The organism is Amaricoccus sp. (assembly GCF_047602525.1).
Taxonomy (GTDB): domain Bacteria; phylum Pseudomonadota; class Alphaproteobacteria; order Rhodobacterales; family Rhodobacteraceae; genus Amaricoccus.
On record NZ_JASGHB010000001.1, the window covers coordinates 3,468,074 to 3,485,997 of the forward strand.

The 17,924-nt window shown below is 70.0% G+C and carries 16 protein-coding genes and 2 pseudogenes; 15 read left to right on the forward strand and 3 right to left on the reverse strand.

Annotation, left to right across the window (positions count from 1 at the left end; all coding sequences use genetic code 11):
* Nucleotide 1 precedes the first annotated feature (1 nt).
* The 6 genes and pseudogenes from QM699_RS17715 (at nucleotide 2) to hisD (QM699_RS17740) (ending at nucleotide 6,160) form a co-directional block, all read left to right on the forward strand.
* Entirely contained in the window at nucleotides 2-1,036 is a 1,035-nt protein-coding gene (locus tag QM699_RS17715; RefSeq protein ID WP_415012341.1) for a carbohydrate ABC transporter permease, read from the forward strand.
* Between the two features lie 4 nt (nucleotides 1,037-1,040).
* Nucleotides 1,041-1,922: a carbohydrate ABC transporter permease gene (locus tag QM699_RS17720; protein ID WP_415012342.1), complete on the forward strand. Its 882-nt coding sequence runs from the start codon at nucleotides 1,041-1,043 to the stop codon at nucleotides 1,920-1,922.
* Between the two features lie 4 nt (nucleotides 1,923-1,926).
* A complete protein-coding gene (locus QM699_RS17725; protein ID WP_415012343.1) occupies nucleotides 1,927-3,000 on the forward strand; it encodes an ABC transporter ATP-binding protein in 1,074 nt (357 codons plus the stop codon).
* A gap of 14 nt (nucleotides 3,001-3,014) precedes the next feature.
* Nucleotides 3,015-4,247 (forward strand): ABC transporter substrate-binding protein, encoded by a 1,233-nt coding sequence (locus QM699_RS17730; protein WP_415012344.1) that lies wholly within the window; start codon nucleotides 3,015-3,017, stop codon nucleotides 4,245-4,247.
* A gap of 119 nt (nucleotides 4,248-4,366) precedes the next feature.
* Nucleotides 4,367-4,720, forward strand: a pseudogene (locus tag QM699_RS17735) (ester cyclase); the annotation flags it as partial.
* A 111-nt stretch (nucleotides 4,721-4,831) separates the two neighbouring features.
* Nucleotides 4,832-6,160 carry a histidinol dehydrogenase gene (hisD, locus tag QM699_RS17740; RefSeq protein WP_415012796.1) on the forward strand — a complete coding sequence of 443 codons (1,329 nt, stop codon included), beginning with the start codon at nucleotides 4,832-4,834 and terminating at the stop codon, nucleotides 6,158-6,160.
* Between the two features lie 2 nt (nucleotides 6,161-6,162).
* Here the strand turns inward: hisD (QM699_RS17740) and QM699_RS17745 are convergent, their stop codons facing one another.
* Complete coding sequence (locus QM699_RS17745) at nucleotides 6,163-6,549, reverse strand: type II toxin-antitoxin system VapC family toxin (protein ID WP_415012345.1); 387 nt, start codon at nucleotides 6,547-6,549, stop codon at nucleotides 6,163-6,165.
* Nucleotides 6,546-6,902 carry a type II toxin-antitoxin system Phd/YefM family antitoxin gene (locus tag QM699_RS17750; protein ID WP_415012346.1) on the reverse strand — a complete coding sequence of 119 codons (357 nt, stop codon included), beginning with the start codon at nucleotides 6,900-6,902 and terminating at the stop codon, nucleotides 6,546-6,548. Before QM699_RS17750 ends, QM699_RS17745 begins: the two co-directional genes overlap by 4 nt.
* A gap of 57 nt (nucleotides 6,903-6,959) precedes the next feature.
* On the opposite strand from QM699_RS17750, the gene QM699_RS17755 reads away from it, so the two are divergent.
* The 8 genes and pseudogenes from QM699_RS17755 to QM699_RS17790 all read left to right on the forward strand — a co-directional run bounded on the left by QM699_RS17755 (nucleotide 6,960) and on the right by QM699_RS17790 (nucleotide 14,632).
* On the forward strand, nucleotides 6,960-7,724 hold the full coding sequence (locus QM699_RS17755) for an SDR family NAD(P)-dependent oxidoreductase (protein ID WP_415012347.1): 765 nt from the start codon (nucleotides 6,960-6,962) through the stop codon (nucleotides 7,722-7,724).
* Between the two features lie 4 nt (nucleotides 7,725-7,728).
* Nucleotides 7,729-8,742 (forward strand): LacI family DNA-binding transcriptional regulator, encoded by a 1,014-nt coding sequence (locus QM699_RS17760; protein ID WP_415012348.1) that lies wholly within the window; start codon nucleotides 7,729-7,731, stop codon nucleotides 8,740-8,742.
* Between the two features lie 5 nt (nucleotides 8,743-8,747).
* On the forward strand, nucleotides 8,748-9,761 hold the full coding sequence (locus QM699_RS17765; protein WP_415012797.1) for an ester cyclase: 1,014 nt from the start codon (nucleotides 8,748-8,750) through the stop codon (nucleotides 9,759-9,761).
* Nucleotides 9,758-10,732, forward strand: coding sequence for an ester cyclase (locus QM699_RS17770; protein ID WP_415012349.1), 975 nt, complete (start codon nucleotides 9,758-9,760; stop codon nucleotides 10,730-10,732). Before QM699_RS17765 ends, QM699_RS17770 begins: the two co-directional genes overlap by 4 nt.
* A 38-nt stretch (nucleotides 10,733-10,770) precedes the next feature.
* Nucleotides 10,771-11,722: pseudogene (locus QM699_RS17775) on the forward strand (cupin domain-containing protein).
* A 141-nt stretch (nucleotides 11,723-11,863) separates the two neighbouring features.
* Nucleotides 11,864-12,550: an alpha/beta fold hydrolase gene (locus QM699_RS17780; RefSeq protein WP_415012350.1), complete on the forward strand. Its 687-nt coding sequence runs from the start codon at nucleotides 11,864-11,866 to the stop codon at nucleotides 12,548-12,550.
* The gene (locus tag QM699_RS17785) at nucleotides 12,547-13,242 is read left to right on the forward strand and encodes an RraA family protein (RefSeq protein ID WP_415012798.1); all 696 of its coding nucleotides are present in this window, start codon (nucleotides 12,547-12,549) and stop codon (nucleotides 13,240-13,242) included. The genes QM699_RS17780 and QM699_RS17785 overlap by 4 nt, the downstream gene beginning before the upstream one ends.
* The gene (locus tag QM699_RS17790) at nucleotides 13,229-14,632 is read left to right on the forward strand and encodes an amidase (RefSeq protein ID WP_415012351.1); all 1,404 of its coding nucleotides are present in this window, start codon (nucleotides 13,229-13,231) and stop codon (nucleotides 14,630-14,632) included. Before QM699_RS17785 ends, QM699_RS17790 begins: the two co-directional genes overlap by 14 nt.
* 102 nt (nucleotides 14,633-14,734) lie before the next feature.
* Here QM699_RS17790 and hisD (QM699_RS17795) read toward each other — a convergent pair whose 3' ends face one another.
* Complete coding sequence (hisD, locus tag QM699_RS17795; protein WP_415012352.1) at nucleotides 14,735-16,021, reverse strand: histidinol dehydrogenase; 1,287 nt, start codon at nucleotides 16,019-16,021, stop codon at nucleotides 14,735-14,737.
* Nucleotides 16,022-16,366: 345 nt separating this feature from the next.
* On the opposite strand from hisD (QM699_RS17795), the gene QM699_RS17800 reads away from it, so the two are divergent.
* Entirely contained in the window at nucleotides 16,367-17,842 is a 1,476-nt protein-coding gene (locus QM699_RS17800) for an NAD-dependent succinate-semialdehyde dehydrogenase (protein ID WP_415012353.1), read from the forward strand.
* Nucleotides 17,843-17,924 lie beyond the last annotated feature (82 nt).

Consider the following 17,924-nt stretch of genomic DNA (forward strand, 5'->3'; position numbering starts at 1 on the left):
GATGCCGCACCGCACGTTCCTCGCCTTCATCGCGCCGTCGCTGGTGGTGATGCTGCTCTTCATCGCCCTGCCGATCCTGTCGGTCGCCTACCAGTCGCTCTACGTCGAGCATGAGCAGGTGGTGACGACTGTCGAGAGCTGCGGCCCCTTCGGCTGCCAGACCGAGACCAAGGTTGACGCCGAGGCGATGGCGAAGCTCCGCGCCGAGCAGCCCATGGGCCGGTTCAACTGGCTCGGCACCTACACCAACGCCTCGCACCTCGCCTTCGCCGAGGTGGCGAAGATCTGGCGCGAGGCCCCGGGCATCGGTGCGGCTCTCCGCGCGATGATGAACCTGCCCTTCTACAAGGCGCTGTTCTTCACCGTCGTCTACACCGCCGTCGTCACCCCCATCGTCATTGCCCTGGGCTTCCTGATCGCGCTGGGCGTCAATGGCGTCCCGAAGATCGTGAAGGGGCCGGTGATCTTCTTCTCGCTCCTGCCGATGATCGTGACGCCGCTGATCGGGTCACTGGTGCTCTTCTGGATGATCGACAGCCGCGGCATCATCGGCGGCACGCTGCAACTCCTGTTCAACGATCCCGACCTGTCGCTTAAGGCGTCCCCGACCCTGACGTGGCTGGTGCTGTTCCTCTACGGCGTCTGGCATATGGCGCCCTTCAACTTCATCGTCTTCTACGCCGGGCTGCAGACCGTGCCGGACGACACGCTCGAATCCGCGATGATCGACGGCGCCAGCCGGTGGGAGCGCATCCGCTTCGTGGTGATCCCGCACCTCGCGCCGCTCGTCACCTTCGTGGCGCTGATCCAGCTCATGGACAATTTCCGGGTCTTCGAGCCGATCATCGGCTTCTCGGCCCAGGCCAGCGCCACCTCGCTCTCGTGGCTCATCTACAACGACCTGCGCGCCGGCGACACGCCGCTCTTCGGCTCGGCCGCCGCCACCTCGATGCTGACGATCATCGGCGTCGCCATCCTGCTCACGCCCGTGCTGATCCGCACCTGGCGCGAGTTCAACGCCAAGTCGGCGAGGTAGGCCCATGTCCAGCAAGGCAACCGCCCGCTCCACCCCGCTCGTCGCGTTCTCGACCGTGTTCGTGCTCATCTGGCTCGTCGTCGCGGCCTTCCCCTTCCTCTGGACCGCCTGGGGCTCGTTCAAGGTCGAGGCCGACTTCTTCTCGCGCACGGACTGGATGAACGCGATCACCGGCCCGGCCACCCTGAAGCAGACCGGCCACGCCTTCACCGGCTCGGGCTACTGGGGCGCCTGGATCGGGCAGGGCTTCTGGAAGGCCGCGATCAACTCCGCGATCGTCGTCTTCTTCGTCGTCGTCATCTCGCTGATCATGGGCACGCTCGGCGGCTATGCGCTCGCCCGATCCGGCTACCGCTACACCTTCTGGCTCCTGATGGCGGCTCTCGTCTTCCGCGCCATGCCGCATGTCAGCCTGGTCTCGGGCTATCTCCTCCCCTTCTTCCAGATGAACATCTGGGGGATCCTGCCGACAACGATCATCGTGCTCGTGGCGATCAACCAGCCCTTCACGCTCTGGATGCTGCACAGCTTCTTCCTGTCGATCCCGAAGGACCTCGACGAGAGCGCCATGGTCGACGGCTGCTCGCGCTTCCAGGCGTTCCGCATGGTGGTGATCCCGGTGATGTGGCCGGGAGTGGTGACGACGGGGCTCTTCTCGTTCCTGCTCGCCTACAACGACTTCGCGGTGACCTCGCTGCTGCTCAGCCAGGACAACCAGACGATGATCCCGAAGATCGCGAGCTTCCTCGGCTCGACCCAGGCCGAGGGCAAGGTGATGTATGCGGTCGCGGCCGTGGTGTCGGCGATCCTGCCGCTCTTCCTGCTCGTCCTCTTCTTCCAGAAACAGATCGTCAGCGGCCTGACCGCCGGCGCGGTCAAGGGGTGAACCGATGGCGGAGCTGCGCCTGAAGAACGTGTCGAAGCGGTGGGGCGACTACGTGGCGGTCGACAACTTCGATCTCACCATCGCCGACCGGGAATTCCTCGTGCTGCTCGGCCCCTCGGGCTGCGGCAAGACCACGACGATGCGGATGATCGCCGGGCTCGAGGACGTATCGGGCGGCGAGATCTGGTTTGGCGACAGGCTCGTCAACGACCTCGAGCCCAAGGACCGCGACATCTCCATGGTGTTCCAGTCCTACGGCCTCTACCCGAACATGAGCGTCTACGAGAACATCCGCTTCCCCTTGCGCGTGCGCGGCGTGCCGGCGGCCGAGCACCGCGACCGGGTGCTGAAGGCCGCGAAGATGGTCGAGCTCATGGAGTTCCTCGACCGGCGGCCGGCGGCGCTCTCCGGCGGCCAGCGGCAGCGGGTGGCGCTCGGGCGCGCCATCGTGCGCCAGCCGAACGTCTTCCTGATGGACGAGCCGCTCTCGAACCTCGACGCCAAGCTGCGTGTCTCGACCCGGGCGCAGATCAAGCACCTGCAGAACGACCTCAAGGTCACGACGATCTACGTTACCCACGACCAGATCGAGGCGATGACCCTCGCCGACCGGGTGGTGGTGATGTCGAAGGGCGTCATCCAGCAGGTCGGCACCCCTACCGAGATCTACGACCATCCCGCCAACACCTTCGTCGCGAGCTTCATCGGCTCACCCGCGATGAACCTCGTGGACGGCACCATCGCGAACGGCGTCTTCGAGGCGCCGGGGATGCGCGTCCCAGGCCTGCCCGCGCACGTCGCCGGCCCGATCACCCTCGGCTTTCGCGCCGAGGATGCCGCCATCGTGCCCGCGGGGGGCGAGATCGCGGCGCCGATCTATTCGATCGAGCTGCTCGGCGAGGCTTCGATGATCGCCTACCGCATTGGCGAGGCGCTCGTCGCGGTCAAGGCGCCGAAGGAATACCGCGCCGGCATCGGCGCCGTCGTCAATGCCAGCGTCCCGCCGGCGATCTGCCATCTGTTCGACAAGGGCGCGGGACAGCGCCTCTGGGCTGGAAACGTGCCCGCCAACCTCTGACAGGGACCCCCATCATGAAGCTCGCCTTCCTGCTGACCGCCTCATCCCTCGCCTTTGCCGCTGCGGCCTTCGCGGACTGCGGCATCGACAAGGGATCGGTGCGCATCCTCTCGAACGACTTCCCCGCCCTCGGCGTCATCAACGCGGCGGCGGAGACCTGCGCCAGCCCGACAGTTACCGTCACCGTCAACCAGACCGCCGACCACCAGGACCTGCAGGTGCCGGCCCTGACCACCGACCCCGCGACCTACTCCGTCGCGGTCGTCGCCAACGACTCGATCGTGCCGCTGCTGAATGGCGGCCTGATCCGCCCGCTCGACGATCTCGTCGCCCAGTATGGGCAGGGCCTTCAGCCGAGCCAGCTCGTCAAGATCGACGGCAAGGTCATGGCCATCGCCTTCCAGATCAATGCGCAGCACCTGTGGCTGCGCCCCGACATCCTGGCCGAGGCGGGCATCACCACCCAGCCGAAGAGCTACGAGGACGTGCTGGCCGCCGCCGAGGCGATCCGCGCGAAGGGAATCCTGAAATACCCCCTCGCCGCCAGCGACAAGCCGGGCTGGAACCTCGCGGCCGAGTTCGTGAACATGTACATGGGCTACGGCGGCGAGCTGTTCGAGCCGGGCACCGCCAGGGTCTCCATCGACAACGACAAGGGCGTGAAGGCGCTTGAGACCATGAAGGCGCTCACCGCCTACATGAACCCCGACTTCGTGACCTTCGACACCAACGCCATGCAGGCGCAGTGGCAGTCGGGCGAGGTTGCCATGGAAAACGCCTGGGGCTCGCGTGCCACCGGCGTCATCGACCCGAAGGGCAAGGCCCCGGAGATCGGCGCGAAGACGCTCTTCGTCGGCGCCCCCACGGTCGGCGGCGGTGCCATCCCGGCCTCGACCCTCTGGTGGGACGGCTTCACGATCGCGAGGAACATTTCCGACGAGGACGCGGCCGCCTCCTTCCAGGCCATGGTCCACGCCATTGGTCCTGACACGGCGAAGGCCAACCCCACCGTCGCCGCCTGGTTGATCGCCGGCTACGAGCCGACCCCCGCCGCCCGCGGCGTCATCGAGACGCTGAAGGCCGGCGGCAAGCCCTACCCGATGGTCCCGACCATGGGCATCCTGCACACCGCCCTCGGCGACAACCTCATCGGCTACCTGCAGGGCAGCGAGACCGCCGAACAGGCGCTCGCCGACGCCACCAAGGCTTACGACACCGCCGCCAAGGAAGCCGGCTTCGTCAACTGAGGCGCGGACCTCGCAGCACCAAGGAGACTCCCGTGAAAGGTTCCCGTCCCGAGCAGGCCGTGCTCACCCGCGATACCGACCTCTCGAAGACCGACGCCACCCGCGCCGTCATCGAGGGCATGGTCGACGGCCTCAACGACCACCGCATCGACGATATCGGCCAGTTCTTCACCCAGGGCTTCCGCTGGCTCGGCAACTATGGCTGCGGCACGAAGACCGGCCTGAAGGAGTTCCAGGACAACTGGCAGCGCCCGTTCCAGGCGGCGTTTTCCGACAAGACCTGCGTCGACGAGGCCCGCCTCTTCATGGGCGAATGGGCCGCCGCCTTCGGCCGCCAGGAGGCGACGCACTCCGGCGAGTTCCTCGGCGTGCCCGCCACCGGCAAGCGCGTGGAAATCCGCTACATGGACTTCTGGAAGGTCGTGGACGGCAAGATCGTCGACAACTGGGTGATGGTGGACTTCCCCCACGTCCTCGCCCAGATCGGCGTCGACGTCTTCAAGGGCGAGGGCTGGGAGGCCTTCGACCGCGGCGAGCGCACCCCCCCCCGCGCCCCGTCGCCGCCGAGGCGTGAGGGCGGGGGCATGAGCATCGACCATCTCAAGCGCGGCAAGCCCGAGGCCGCGCGGGCCGAGGACGACGCCAAGGTGCGCGCCACCGTCGAGGCGATCCTGAAGGACATCGAGGCCCGCGGCGACGCCGCGGTCCGCGACTATGCCGAGACGTTCGACAAGTACACGCCGGCGAGCTTCCGCCTCTCGCCGGCGCAGATCGACGCCCTCGTCGCCGAGGTTTCGCCGCAGGATCTCGCGGACATCCGCTTCGCCCAGGCGCAGGTGCGGAACTTCGCGCAGGCGCAGCGCGACTCGATGCAGGATATCGAGATCGAGACGCTGCCCGGCGTCATTCTCGGCCACAAGAACATCCCGGTCCAGTCGGTCGGCTGCTACGTCCCCGCCGGCAAGTTCCCCATGGTCGCCTCGGCCCACATGTCGGTGGCGACGGCCAGCGTCGCCGGCGTGCCGCGCATCGTCGCTGCGACGGCGCCCTTTCAGGGCAAGCCCAACCCGGCGGTGATCGCTGCCATGCACCTTGGCGGCGCGCACGAGATCTACGTCCTTGGCGGGGTGCAGGCGATCGGCGCCATGGCGATCGGCACCGAGACGATCGCCCCCGTCGACATGCTGGTCGGCCCCGGCAACGCCTTCGTCGCCGAGGCCAAGCGCCAGCTCTACGGCCGCGTCGGCATCGACCTCTTCGCCGGGCCGACCGAGACCATGGTGATTGCCGACGAGACAGTGGACGCCGAGATGGTGGCCACCGATCTCCTCGGGCAGGCGGAACATGGCTACAACTCGCCGGCGGTGCTGGTAACGAACTCCCGCAAGCTCGCGGAGGCGACGCTGGCAGAAATCGACCGGCTGCTCGCGATCCTGCCCACGGCCGCCACCGCGGCAAGGAGCTGGGAGGACTATGGCGAGGTCATCGTCTGCGGCGGCTACGACGAGATGCTCGCGGTCGCCAACGACATCGCCTCCGAGCATGTGCAGGTGATGACCGATCGCGACGACTGGTTCCTGGAGAAGATGCACTCCTACGGCGCGCTCTTCCTCGGCCCGCGCACCAACGTTGCCAACGGCGACAAGGTGATCGGCACGAACCACACCCTGCCGACGAAAAGGGCCGGCCGCTATACCGGCGGGCTCTGGGTCGGCAAGTTCCTGAAGACCCACAGCTACCAGAAGGTCCTGACCGACGAGGCCGCCGCCCGCATCGGCGAGATCGGCTCGCGCCTCTGCATCCTCGAAGGCTTCGTCGGCCACGCCGAGCAATGCAACATTCGCGTCCGCCGCTACGGCCGCCGCAACGTCCCCTACGGCGCCCCGGCGCTGCCGGTGGAGACGGTGGGGTGATGTCAGACCAGGCGCACCGGACCAAGGTAGCGGGCAACGGTCCGGTTGGCCGTGAGCAGCACCGCGCCCTCGACCGTCGCCTGTGCAACCAGCATCCGGTCGAACGGATCACCATGGATCGGCGGCAACGCGCCAGCCGCCAGGGCATGCTCTGCCGTGACCTCGATCTCCACCCAGCCGTGAGCGAGGAGGTCGGTGCGCATGACCCTCGGATCAATGGCGAAGCCGCTCAGCCGCTTCGCCGCCTTGATCGCCACTTCCCAGACGCTGACGACGCTGAACATCGGCACGTTGTCCGGGTCCGTCAGGGCGGTGCGGGTCGTGGCGCTCAATCGGCCGACGTCGCCGATGCTCCACAGCAGCAGGTGCGTGTCGGCAAGACACTTCACTCGGCTGCCTTCGGCTTCGGCTTGAACTCGTCAGGATCGAAGGGTTTCGGCTCCAGGTGCGAGAACTCGGGGTTGAGCGCGCCCTTGTACTTGCCATCGAACATGGCGACGATCTCGTCCTGCATGAAGGTGTCGAAGTCGTCGGGCACCCTGAATTGCCCCTCCAGGAAGCCGATCCGCCGCTTCGCCCGCGCGACCCGCTCCGCCTCTGCATCCACCTCGGCCTCTTCCAGCGGCACCACCTTCACCAGGGGCTTGCCCGCTTTGGCGATGACGAAGGGCTCGCCCCGCGCCGCCGCCTCGACCAGCCGCGACAGGTGCGTCTTCGCCTCGTGGATGTTGACCTGCTTCACCGCTGTCTCCGAACTTAGTCCAGTGAACTTAGTTCACCAGCTCAGCCAAGGCAACCGATGACCCTCCCCCGCACCCCCTCCTTCCGCCTCGACGGCCGGCGGGCCCTCGTCACCGGCGCTTCGTCCGGGATCGGCCTCGGCGCAGCCGTGGCGCTGGCCGAGCAGGGGGCGGAGGTCGTGCTTGCCGCCCGTTCGGCGGCAAAGCTCGGCGAGGCGGTGGCCGCGATCCGGGCCGAGGGGCTGCTGGCCGAGGCGCTGCCGCTCGATGTGGCCGACGTGGCGACAACCGCCCGGGCGGTGGGCGAGGGCGGTCCCTTCGACATCCTCGTCAACAGCGCCGGGCTCGCCCGCCACGGGCCGGCGGCGGGCACCGCGCCGGAGGATTTCGACGCGGCGATGGGCCTCAACCTGCGCGGCGCCTATTTCCTCGCCCAGGCCGTCGCCCGCGGCCTGATCGCCGCCGGCCGGCCCGGGTCGATCATCACCATCTCGAGTCAGATGGGCCATGTCGGCGGCATCGACCGTGCGGTCTACTGCGCCGGCAAGCACGCGGTCGAGGGCTTCACCAAGGCGATGGCGATCGAGTGGGGGCCACACGGCATCCGCGTCAACACCCTCTGCCCCACCTTCATCCGCACCCCCCTGACCGAGGCGACCTTTGCCGATCCGGAGCGGCGGCGGTGGCTGGAAGAGAAGATCAAGCTCGGCCGTGTCGGCCGCGTCGAGGACATCATGGGCGCCGTCGCCTACCTTGCCTCCGACGCGGCCGCGCTCGTCACGGGCACGGCGCTGATGGTGGATGGCGGCTGGACGGCGGATTAGAGAAATGGCGAACGAGAAGGTGACATCGGTGGACGTGGCGAAGCGGGCGGGCGTCAGCCAGTCGGCGGTGAGCCGCGTCTTCACCCCCGGGGCGTCGGCGTCGAAGGAGACGACCGCCAAGGTGCGCAAGGCCGCGGCCGAACTTGGCTACCGGCCGAACGTGCTGGCGCGCTCGCTCATCACCGGGCGCAGCCGGATCATCGGCCTCGTGGTCGCCTATCTCGACAACTACTTCTATCCCGAGGTCGTCGAGCGGCTGTCGGTGGCGCTGCAGCAGAAGGGCTATCACGTCCTCGTCTTCATGGCTTCGCCCACCGTTGGCGACGTGGAGAGCGTGCTGCAGGAGATCCTCGACTACCAGGTCGACGGCCTCGTCCTCGCCTCGGTCTCCATGTCCTCGGTGCTGGCGGGCGAGTGCCAGGCGCTCGGCATCCCGGTCGTGCTCTTCAACCGCGACCAGGACGACGCGCGGCTCTCCAGCGTTACCACCGACAACCGCGCCGGCGGCCGGGCGGTGGCCGAGCACCTGATCGACATCGGCTGCGAGCGCATCGCCTACATCGCCGGCTGGGAGGGGGCTTCGACCCAGCGCGACCGCGAGCTTGGCCTGCGCGACGGGCTTGAGGCGGCGGGGCGCACGCTCTACGCGCGCGGCGTCGGCAATTTCGAGCATCCCCAGGCCCAGGAGGCGGCACGGCGGATGTTCGACCGCTCCGATCCGCCGGACGCGGTCTTCGTCTGCAACGACCACATGGCCTTCGCGGTCATGGACGTGCTGCGCTTCGAGCTCGGGCTCAGGATACCGGACGACGTGGCGGTCGCGGGCTTCGACGACGTGCCGCCCTCCGCCTGGCCCGCCTACGGCCTGACCAGCTTCCGCCAGCGCATCAACCGCATGGTCTCCGAGACGGTGACGACGCTCATGGACCGGATCGAGGGCGGCGGCACCGAGCCGCGCCGCATCGAGATCGACGGCGCACTGGTGGTGCGCGGATCGACACGCAAGACCGGAGGGTGAGTGACGTGAGGGGCTTCGACGCGAAATGGCGGGACGTGCCGCATTTCATCATCGGCATCACCCGGGAGATCTGGGAAGACCGCGAGATCGCGAGCCTGACCCACCGCTATCGCGAGGGCCTCATCGTGCGCTCGCCGGCCTCGGTCGTGGTCGGCAACGACCGCATCATCGCCGCGACCATGGCGACCCTCGCCGAGTTCCCCGACCGGGAGCTTCTCGGCGAGGACGTGATCTGGTGCGAGGACCCCGCACGGACCACGGCGGTGACCGAGGCCTATCTCTCCTCGCACCGCCTCGTCTGCACCGCGACCCACAGCAGCCCCGGCATGTACGGCGCGCCCACCGGGCGCCGCGCCACGTACCGCATCCTCGCCGACTGCGCGATCCGCGACGATCACGTCTATGACGAGTGGCTGGTGCGCGACCAGTCGGCCATCGTGCGCCAGTTCGGCTTCGACGTGGTGGACTGGACCCGCGACCTCATCGCCCGCGAGGGCGGCCCGGAGCGATGCGTCCAGCCGATGACTCCGGCGGGTGACGTGGCTGGCCCCTATGACGGCCGCGGCAACGAGAATGAGTGGGGCGCGCGCTACGCCGGCATCATTTCCCGGATCATGGCCGCCGACTTCGCGGTCATTCCCGCCGAATACGACCGCGCCGCCAGTCTTTTCTATCCCGGCGGCCAGGACGGCCTCGGCTGGTCGGGCGCCGATCAATTCTGGATGGGCCTGCGCGCCGCTTTCCCCGACGCGACCTTCACGGTCGAGCACGTCATCGGTCGCGACGACCCCCTGATGCCGCCGCGCGCCGCCGTGCGCTGGTCGCTCCATGGCAAGCATTCCGGCTGGGGCCGCTTCGGCATCCCGACCGGCGCCGAGGTCTACGTCATGGGCATGAGCCACGCCGAGTTCGGCCCCTTCGGCGAGGGCGGCGCCCCGAGCGTCCGCCGCGAGTGGACGCTGATCGACGAAACCGCGATCTGGAAGCAGATCCTGCTGAAGACGGGAGCGGTGCAATGAAGGGCTTCTCCCCCGAATTCGCCGACCTGCCGGACTATATCCTCAAGATCACCAAGGAGATCTGGGAGGATCGCGGCCTCCGCACCCTCGATCACTACTACGCGCGCGACATCATCATGCGCTTCCCCTCCGGCATCGTCTTCGGCAACCAGGGCGTCATCGACGGCACCCTCGCCACCCTGGCCGAGATGCCCGACCGGCGCCTCCTCGGCGAGGACGTGATCTGGTCGGGCGACGAAGAGGCGGGCTTTCTCTCCTCGCACCGCGTCGTCACCAGCGGCACCCATACCGGCCACGGGTCCTTCGGGCCGCCCACCGGGCGCAGCTTCACCGTCCGCGTCATCGCCGACTGCGCCGCGAAGGACGACGTGATCCACGACGAGTGGCTGGTCCGCGACTGCTCCGGCATGGCAAAGCAGCTCGGGTTCGAGCCTGGGGACTTCGCCCGCGCCCAGATCGCCGCCGAAGGCGGGCCGGAGACGGCGAAGCGCCCCTTCACCCCCGCCGACGACCGCCCCGGCCCCTACACGTCCCGCGGCAACCGGAACGAATGGGGCCAGCGGCTCGCGGATATCCTGACCCGGATCATGGACAAGGACCTGACCGTGATCCGCGCCCAATACGACCGCGCCGTGCGCACCGAGCATCCGGGCGCGGTGGGCGGCTGGTCCTGGGACTTCGCCGAGACGAGCTGGATGCGCCTGCGCTCCTCCTTCCCCTCGGCGGTCTTTGCCATCCACCACGTCATCGGCCGCTCCGACCCGCACCAGCCGCACCGGGCCGCCGTGCGCTGGAGCCTCGACGGCCGGCACGACGGCCCCGGCCTCTTCGGCGCCCCGACCGGCGCCCCGGTGCACGTCATGGGCATCTCCCACGCCGAATTCGGCCCCCGGGGCCTGCGCCGCGAATTCACGCTCTTCGACGAAATCGCGATCTGGAAGCAGATCCACCTGCACACGGGAGACATCTGATGGAAACGCTCGAACTGAGCCGCCTCACTGACGCCGACATGGAAAAGCGCATCGTCCGCTATGGCGACCTGCGCCCCTGCAAGACCGCATTCATCGACGCCCACACCCCGGGCTCTGACCAGAAGGAGAACTTCACCATCATCGGCGGCGGCGTCTCCGAGAGCCCGGACCAGCACGTGCACATCAAGGAGACGCCCGGCTTCAACATCGGTGCCGCCGGGCAGCCGCCGAAGTGCCGCAACTCGCTGCACAGCCACCGGACCGCGGAAGTCTTCTTCGTCCTCAAGGGTCGCTGGCGCTTCTTCTGGGGCCGCTGGGGCAAGGCGGGCGAGGTGGTGCTGGAGGAAGGCGACATCATCAACATCCCCACCGGCATCTTCCGCGGCTTCGAGAACATCGGCACCGACTACGGCATGATCATGGCGATCCTCGGCGGCGACGATGCCGGCGGCGGCGTGATCTGGGCGCCGCAGGTCATCACCGACGCGCAGGACCACGGCCTCGTCCTCGGCCAGAACGGCAAGCTCTACGACACGAAGAAGGGCCAGGCCCTGCCCGAGGGCGTGAAGCCGATGCCGCTCCTCACCGACGAGGAACTGAAGGCGTTCCCGGAAGCTCGGCGCCCTCGACGTGGTGCCGGGCTACGTCGCCCGCTACTGGGACCTGATGGCGCTCGCCGGCAAGGCGCCCGCGAAAGTGATCGGCGCCGACGCGATCCTGAAGGACCGCCCGGGCTTCGAGGTCGAACTTCTGACCCGCGGCTCGATCCCCGAAGCCGCCTATTCGACCGATCGCCACGAAGTCCTCATGGTGATGCGCGGCCACTGGCGGCTGGGGTGGGACGGCGGCGAGGCGACTCTCGCGCCGGGCGACACCTGCGCCGTGCCCCCGGGCCTCACCCGCAGCCTCGCGCCGTCGATGACCGGCGAGGCGTCGCTCTACCGGGTGCGCAACACCGACGACAAGGCCGGCCCCACCAGCCGGCTGTGAGCCCCGCGCTCCTGCGGTGCGGGCGGACCCTCCGTCCGCACCGCAGGTCAAAGAACGGTGCGATTTGGTGAGCGGATCAGTGAACAGTCAGATAAATCAACCTCTCGCCGGAAGTTGCGCGGGTGCGGCGCGCGGGCGCGGATGACGCCCCTCGTCCTCCTGCCCGGCATGATGTGCGACGCGCGCCTCTTCGCGCCGCAGATCGCTGCGCTCTCCGCCCGGCACACCCTCCTCCTGCCGAACCTCACCGGCGCCGACAGCATGGCCGCGCTCGCCGAGGCCGTGCTCGCCGCGGCGCCGCCCCGCTTCGCGCTTCTCGGCCTTTCCATGGGCGGTATCCTCGCCATGGAAATCCTCGCCCGCGCCCCCGATCGGGTCGCGCGCCTCGCCCTCCTCGACACCAACCCCTTCGCCGAGACCCCCGAGGCGACCGCCGCCCGCGGCCCCGCCATGGCCCGGGTCGAGGCGGGCGATCTCGCCGGGGCCCTCGACGGGATCATCCCGCGCTATTTCCCCGTCCCGCGCCCGGATCTCGCGGACCTCTGCCGCGCCATGGGCCTCGCCCTCGGCCCGGCGGCCTTCCTCAGCCAGTCGCGCGCCCTCATCGGCCGCGCCGACCGGCAGGAGGCGCTGGCCGGCTTCCACGGCCCGGCGCTGGTCCTGACCGGCGCCGAGGATATCGTCTGCCCCATGGATCGCCACGACCGCATGCACGCGCTGATGCCTGCCTCGCGCCTCGCGGTCATCCCCGGCGCCGGCCACCTGCCGACGCTGGAGGCGCCCGGCCCCACCACCGAAGAGATCAGCCGATGGCTCTCCCTGACCTGACCGACAGCCTGCTCGCGACCCTGCGCCGCGTCGACACCCCGACCGTCTGCAACGCCATCGAGGTGGTGCAGGGCCGGCGTGGCTTCGCCGCCTTCACCCGCGGCACCGTCGCCGCCGCGCACCCCGGCGCCCCGGCCATGGTCGGCTTCGCCGTCACCGCGAAGCTCGCCGGCGCCGCCGCGCCGACCGAGCCGCCGGAGGTGATCCGCACCCGCCGCATGGCCTACTACCGCATGATGGCCGAGGCGCCGCGGCCGGCGGTGGCCGTGGTCGAGGACCTGGATTTCCCCGGCTGCGTCGCCGCCTACTGGGGCGAGATCAACGCCACCGTCCACAAGGGCCTCGGGATCGCCGGCGCGCTGACCAACGGCGTGATGCGCGACCTCGGCGATCTGCCCGAGGGCTTTCCCGTCGTCGCGGGGTCCATCGGCCCCAGCCACGGTTTCGCCCACCTGCGCGAGATCGGCACCAGAGTGCGCGTCTTCGGCCTCGACGTGGCGCCCGGGGACCTCGTTCACGCCGACCGCCACGGCGCGGTGGTGATCCCGCCCGAGGTGATCCCGGCGCTCGGCGACGGCATCGCCCGGCTCCTCGCCACCGAGCGGCTGATCCTCGAGCCCGCCCGCCGCCCGGGCTTTGATTTCGCCGCCTTCGAGGCGGCCTGGACGGCGTTCGAGAATGCCCGCACCTGACCTGACGATCCCCGAGGCCGCCCTCCGCCTGCGGAACGGCAGTCTCACGGCGCGGGCGCTGGCGGAGGCGCATCTTGCCCGCATCGCCGCGCTCGACCCCTCGCTCCACGCCTTCGCCCTCGTCACCCGGGAGGCGGCGCTTGCCGAGGCCGACGCGGCCGACCGGGCACTGGCCGCCGGTGACGACCGCGGCCCGCTGCACGGCATTCCGCTGGCGGTGAAGGACCTCATCGACGCCGCGGCCCTGCCCACCGCCTGCGGCTCCCGCCGATCGGCGCCGCTCGCCGCAGCCGACGCCACCGTCGTCGCCCGCCTGCGCCGCGCCGGGGCGGTGATCCTCGGCAAGCTCGCGACCTACGAATACGCGACCGTCGGCCCTTCCTTCGACGGCCCGGCGCCGCCGGCGGTGAACCCGTGGAATCCCGAGCGGATCACCGGCGGCTCGTCCTCCGGCTCCGCCGCCGCCGTCGCCGCCGGGCTGCTGCGCGCCAGCCTCGGCACCGACACCGGCGGCTCGATCCGCAGCCCGGCCGCCTGGTGCGGCGTCGTCGGCCTGAAGCCGACACGGGGCAGGGTGCCCGCGTCGGGCGTCTTCCCGCTCTCGCCGAGCCTCGACACCGTCGGGCCGCTCGCCGCCACCGTCGCCGAGGCCGCCCTTGTCTTCGATGCCATCGCCGACGCCGGCCCATCCGCCAGCGCCGGCGTGGGCCAGAGCATCGCCGGCCTCGCCCTCGGTTATGCCCGCGACTGGTTCGCGGACGACCCCGCCCTCGACCCCCGCGTGCTGGCCGTCATCGACGCCGCCGTCTCGGACCTCAGCCTGCTCGGCGCCGGCATCGCCGAGGTGGCATTGCCCCGCTACGCCCCGCTCGAAGAGGCCGGCGGCCTCATCCTCGACGCCGAAGCCTACGCCGTCCACCGTGACGGCCTCGCCGTCGACCCGCGGAGCTACGGCCGCGCGACCCGCGACAGCCTCATGCGCGGCCGCGACCTGACGGATGCCGCCGTCGCCGCGGCCCGCCGCACCGGGGCCGAAGCAGCGGCCGCCGTCGACGCGGTGCTGATGCACCACCACGCGGTCGTCACCGCCGTCAACCTCGCGCCCGCGCCGCTGCTCGCGCCCTGTCGCAGTGGCACCGCCAGTTGGAACCCGATGCGCACGCTGCCCTTCAACCTCACCGGTCATCCGGCGCTGTCGATTCCCGCGGGGTTCGTGGACGGGCTGCCCGTCGGGCTCCAGATCGTCGGCCGCCCCGGCGCCGAGGCGCTGATCTGCCGGATCGGCGCGGCGTTCGAGAGCGCGACGGACCACGCCGTGCAGCGGCCGCAGGCCGGCCCGCCGGTCTTCGGGCAGATCGGGCCCGAGACGGAGACAATCGCGCTGCCTTGATCACTGCACATGGCAACAACCTCTCGATGGGCTGCGCCGGCGCAGCGCCTGCAACCACAAGCCCGCCCACTCGACGAGAAGGCGGGAAATGGAGCCCGGGCCTTACGCCGGCTCCGCCACCTGCAGCCGGTCAAGCCGCAGCTGCGCCGCCCGCCGGTGCCCCTCCAGCCCCTCGCTGGCGCTCTGGCGCACCGCCGCCGGCGCCACGGCGTGCACGCCCGCCGGCTCGAGCCACTGATGGGTCGCGACCTTCAGATACGTCCCGACCCAGAGCCCGCCGGTGTAGCGGCCCGCGCCCATCGTCGGCAGCGTGTGGTTCGTCCCGGAGCACTTGTCGGAGTAGACGACGCTCGCCAGCTCGCCGATGAAGAGCGATCCGTAGTTGCTCAGCTTCCTCGCGAAGGCACGCGGATCCCGGGTATGGACCTGCAGATGCTCGGCGGCGATCCTGTCCGAACAGGCGATCATCGCCGCCTCGTCCGCCGCGACCACGATCTCGCCGTAGTCCCGCCACGCCTGTCCCGCGGTCGCCGCGGTGGAAAGCCCGGCCAGTTGCCGCTCGACCTCGGCCAGCACCGCCTCGGCCAGCTTCCGGTCGGTGGTGATGAGCCCGACGCGCGTTCGCACGTCATGCTCGGCCTGGGCGAGGAGGTCGGTCGCGATCATCTCTGCGTCGCCGGTCTCGTCGGCCACCACGTAGATCTCCGACGGCCCGGCCAGCTGGTCGATCCCCACGGGGCCGAAGACTTGCCGCTTCGCCTCGTTGACGAAGGCATTGCCGGGCCCGACGATCTTCTCGACCTTGGGCACGCTCTCCGTCCCGAACGCCATGGCCGCGATGGCCTGCGCCCCGCCGATCCGGAAGATCCGGTCCGCCCCCGACAGGTGGCACCCCGCGATCATCGCCGGATGCGCGTTCGGCGGCAGGCAGGCGATCACCTCGCCAACGCCCGCCACCTTGGCCGGAACGATGGTCATCACCGGCGCGGAAAGGAGCGGATAGCGGCCGCCCGGAACGTAAGCCCCGACCCGCTCGATGGGGATCACGCGGTGCCCGAGATGCACCCCGGGCAGGATCTCGATGTCGAGCGCGGCCATCGTCCCGAGCTGTGCCTCGGCGAAGCGGCGGACATTGGCGATCGCGAACTCGGTATCGGCCCGCGTCTGCGGATCGAGCGCCGCGACCGCCGCCGCGCGCTCCGCCGGCGACACCTCGAACCGATCGAGCCGCACGCCGTCGAACCGTTCGGCATAGCGCGCCACGCCGGCATCTCCGTCTTCTGCCACCGCAGCGAGGATCTCGGCGACAAGCGCGCGCACGGGTGCCTGGTCCGAGGCCGCATTCCTGAGGGCCGACTTGATTTCGACGAGCGATGAAGTGTGCGCCATGGCTTCCCCCCGGGACAACGATTCGCCAATAGCTTGTATCAGATGTGCATACGAATGCAATTGCTCCCCGCGGTGTTCGCGCGCTCCGCAGGACGCGGCATCGCGAGCTGTCGACCTGAGTTGAGCCAGTGGCGGCGTGTGCTGATCGCGGGCCCGGTGCGGCTTGCTATTCCCGTGCCCGGAGCCCGGTGGTAGGGATCGGCTTCGACCACCGCAGCGGGATTTGGCTGACGAATGTCGAGCCCGCCAGGCTCCCATGCCCGCGTCACCGCCGGCATCCCGAGTGGCAAGACCCAGACAAGGCAGGGCGCGCCCGCACGCGAGCGCCTGCGAGGAGGTGACGGCATGACGACCAAGACCCGAGATCCGCTCGAGCTCGCGGACCCGAGCCTCCTGCGCGAGGCCGCGCTGGTCGGCGCCGACTGGATCAGCGCCGGCGGCCGGGGCATCGCTGTGACCAACCCCTCGACCGGGGCTCTCATCGGGCACGTCCCGGACCTCGGCAGCGCCGAGGCCGAAGCTGCCATCGCTGCGGCGGAGGCGGCGCAGAAGGGGTGGGCGGCCAGGACCGCCAAGGAACGGGCGGGAGTCCTGCGCCGCTGGTTCGATCTGATGATGGCGGCGCAGGATGACCTCGGGCGCATCCTGACCGCCGAGCAGGGCAAGCCGCTGCCCGAGGCCAAGGGCGAGATCGCCTATGGCGCGAGCTTCATCGAGTGGTTCGCCGAGGAGGCCCGCCGCGCCTACGGCGAGATCGTGCCGGGCCACGCGCCCGACAAGCGTATCCTCGTCACGCGGATGCCGGTCGGGGTGGTTGCGGCGATCACGCCGTGGAACTTTCCCAACGCGATGATCACCCGCAAGGCGGGGCCGGCGCTCGCCGCCGGGTGCGCGATGGTGCTGAAGCCCGCCTCGCAGACCCCGTTCTCGGCCATCGCCCTCGCGGTGCTGGCCGAGCGTGCCGGGCTGCCGGCCGGGCTCTTCTCCGTGCTGACCGGCAGCGCGCGGGTGATCGGGGCGGCGTTGACCAGGAGCCCGGTGGTGCGGAAGCTCACCTTCACCGGGTCGACGGAGGTCGGGGCGCAGCTCTACGCGCAGTGTGCGCCGACCATCAAGAAGCTCGGGCTGGAGCTGGGCGGCAACGCGCCGTTCATCGTCTTCGACGACGCCGACCTCGACGCCGCGGTCGAGGGCTGCGTGATCGCGAAGTTCCGCAACAACGGCCAGACCTGCGTCTGTGCCAACCGCATCTACGTCCAGGCCGGCATCTACGACGCCTTCGCCGCGCGGCTGGCGGAGCGGCTGGCGGCCATGAAGACCGGCGACGGCTTTGCGGACGGCGTGGTCTTTGGCCCGCTGATCGACGAGGCGGCCGCCGCCAAGGTCGCGGAGCACGTCGCCGATGCCGAGGCGAAGGGCGGCACGGTCATCCTCGGCGGGCATCCGCACGCGCTCGGCGGCACCTTCTGGGAGCCGACGGTCATCACCGGCGTGACCGCCGCGATGGCCGTCGCCCGCGAGGAGACCTTCGGTCCCGTCGCCCCGCTCTTCCGCTTCGAGACCGAGGCAGAGGTGGTCGCGGCGGCCAACGACACCGAGTTCGGCCTCGCCTCCTACGTCTTCACCCGCGACGTCGCCCGCGTCTTCCGGGTCAGCGAGGCGCTCGAATACGGCATGGTCGGGGTCAACTCCGGCCTCGTTTCCACCGCCGAGGCGCCGTTCGGCGGGGTCAAGGCGTCCGGCCTCGGGCGCGAGGGCTCGCGCCACGGGCTCGAGGACTTCATGGAAATCAAGTACGTCTGCCTCGGGGGGATCGCCTGAGGCAAGCGCGCGTCCCCACCGGCGGGCGGCGGCACCAAGGGCGGCGGGCGGCTTCGTCGTCCGCGTGCCAGACCATCCTGAC